The organism is Nocardioides stalactiti (assembly GCF_014180715.1).
In the GTDB taxonomy this organism is placed as follows: Bacteria; Actinomycetota; Actinomycetes; order Propionibacteriales; family Nocardioidaceae; genus Nocardioides; species Nocardioides stalactiti.
In genome coordinates this window covers 668-1,895 of sequence record NZ_JACEFC010000229.1, presented here as the reverse complement: position 1 = coordinate 1,895, position 1,228 = coordinate 668, and the positions used below count along the sequence as shown (strand labels likewise).

General features: G+C 74.0%; 3 protein-coding genes (1 of these 3 only partly in view). 2 read left to right on the top strand and 1 reads right to left on the bottom strand.

Translation table 11 applies throughout. The features are described from left to right. A partial coding sequence (locus tag H0487_RS22580) for a hypothetical protein (RefSeq protein WP_220793710.1) occupies positions 1 to 314 on the bottom strand: 314 nt, incomplete at its 3' end. A gap of 148 nt (positions 315 to 462) precedes the next feature. On the opposite strand from H0487_RS22580, the gene H0487_RS22575 reads away from it, so the two are divergent. Beyond that, positions 463 to 753 (top strand): hypothetical protein, encoded by a 291-nt coding sequence (locus H0487_RS22575; RefSeq protein WP_183096434.1) that lies wholly within the window; start codon positions 463 to 465, stop codon positions 751 to 753. Beyond that, on the top strand, positions 662 to 1,228 hold part of the coding region annotated (locus tag H0487_RS22570) for an AAA family ATPase (protein ID WP_246384402.1) (this coding region is incomplete at its 3' end). 667 nt of the annotated region lie beyond the right edge of the window; 567 of 1,234 annotated nt are visible. The genes H0487_RS22575 and H0487_RS22570, both read left to right, overlap by 92 nt.

The window sequence follows — 1,228 nt, the reverse complement described above, 5'->3', positions numbered from 1 at the left end:
CCCCCCGCCGTCACCCGGCCCCGTTCGTCGGCGTAGGCGCCGAGGGCCATGGTCCGGGCCAGCCGCGGGCCGACGGCGTTCTCCGTGAGCCCGGCCTGCGCCCCCGCACTGCGGAGTGACGCCTGGCCGGCCAGCACGGCTTCTGCCATCGACTCGTCGATGAGCTCGGTCAGCCGGTCGGCTGCTTCCCGAAGGTAGGGGAGGGCTCCGACGGAATCCTTGCCCTCGGCCATCAGCTGCTCGGCCTGGTCGAGGGCGCGTAGTACGTCGGACAACCCCTGTCGGTCGGGACCGACCGGTTGATCCTGGGTCATGCCGAGGACGATACCGCATAAACTGCGGATACGCAAGAAGTGCGGCTACGCAGAAGATGCGGCGCCGCACCTCTTGCGCGTGCGCCAGGTCACAGGTCAAGGGTTTTCCCCGTCGCAGCGCAGGTCGCCGCCGAGCAGGCTTGCTCCTGTGCCAGCTGATCTCCCTGCCGACCTCCGGGTGACCGAGATCTGGGTGAGCGAGCACTACTGGCCGGCGCTCGCCGCCGAGCTGGTGACCGCTCAGGCCCAGAGGCTGACGCGCTCGGGCGCGCTCGCCGCCGTCGTCCTCCCGGGCGAGCAGACCGCGTTCGGTCTGCACGTCGCCCACGACGCCGACGACGTCCGACATGCGCTGCGCGCCGCCGGTCTCGGGCACGGCTCGATCGGCGCCGGCTGGCTCATGGACCACGCGCCCGCGCCCGCCGCGCGCCCGGCGTGACCGGCGTGTCCATTTCGCTGTTTCGGTGAACGCCACGCCCCGCTCAGGTGAGACTGCCTCGGTGGGGGTCGTGATCGGGCGTGACGTCGAGCTGGCGGCGCTGCTCGCCTGCGCGGACCGCCTCGATGGCGCGGGTCCCGACCGGACCGGTGTCGCCACCGTCGTCGCGCCGGCGGGGATGGGCAAGAGCGCCCTCGCCGTGACGGTCCGCGACGCGCTCGCCGACCGCGACGCGACCCTCCTGACGGCGCGCCCGCTCGAGGCCGAGGGTCGGCTCGCGTTCTCCGGGCTCAGCGAGCTGCTGGCGTCGATCCCGCCCGAGGAGTACGACGCGCTGCCGCCCCCGCAGCGGGCGGCGATCCGCTCGGCGCTGCTGCTCGACGACGGCGACGGGGTCGACCCGCGCGCGGTCGCGGCCGCCGTCCGCGGGGTGCTCCACGCGCGGGCGTCGGAGCGCCCGCTGATCGTGCTCGTC